Source organism: Streptomyces sp. URMC 126 (assembly GCF_051386555.1).
Lineage (GTDB): Bacteria > Actinomycetota > Actinomycetes > Streptomycetales > Streptomycetaceae > Streptomyces.
The window spans coordinates 1-257 of the sequence record NZ_JBPQTX010001044.1 but is presented as its reverse complement, the minus strand read 5'-3'; the positions used below and the strand labels follow the sequence as shown (position 1 = coordinate 257).

1 pseudogene is annotated in these 257 nt (G+C 61.5%); it reads right to left on the bottom strand.

Annotated features, from left to right (window positions below):
- Positions 1–257 (bottom strand): annotated as a pseudogene (locus tag ACSNOK_RS35025) (hypothetical protein); the annotation flags it as partial.

Sequence of the window (257 nt, the reverse complement as noted above, 5' to 3'; positions counted from 1 at the left end):
GAATGAAATCCGGCGCGGTCTGAGGGGGCGTGACATGGATCATGTCGAATGCGACCTCGACCCGGCGGACAGGCGTGTCGGGTGCCGCGACGTCGAACCACGCGGTGCGCGCCGGGCCGTCGATCCGGACCAGGTTGTGAAAGAAGTTCAGCGTCGCGTCGTATTTTCGCACATAGTTCATCAGCGCGGGGACATAGTCCTTGACCCCGAACAGCACGCCCCCCGCATTCATGAACTGGATGTCGATATCCTTGAGC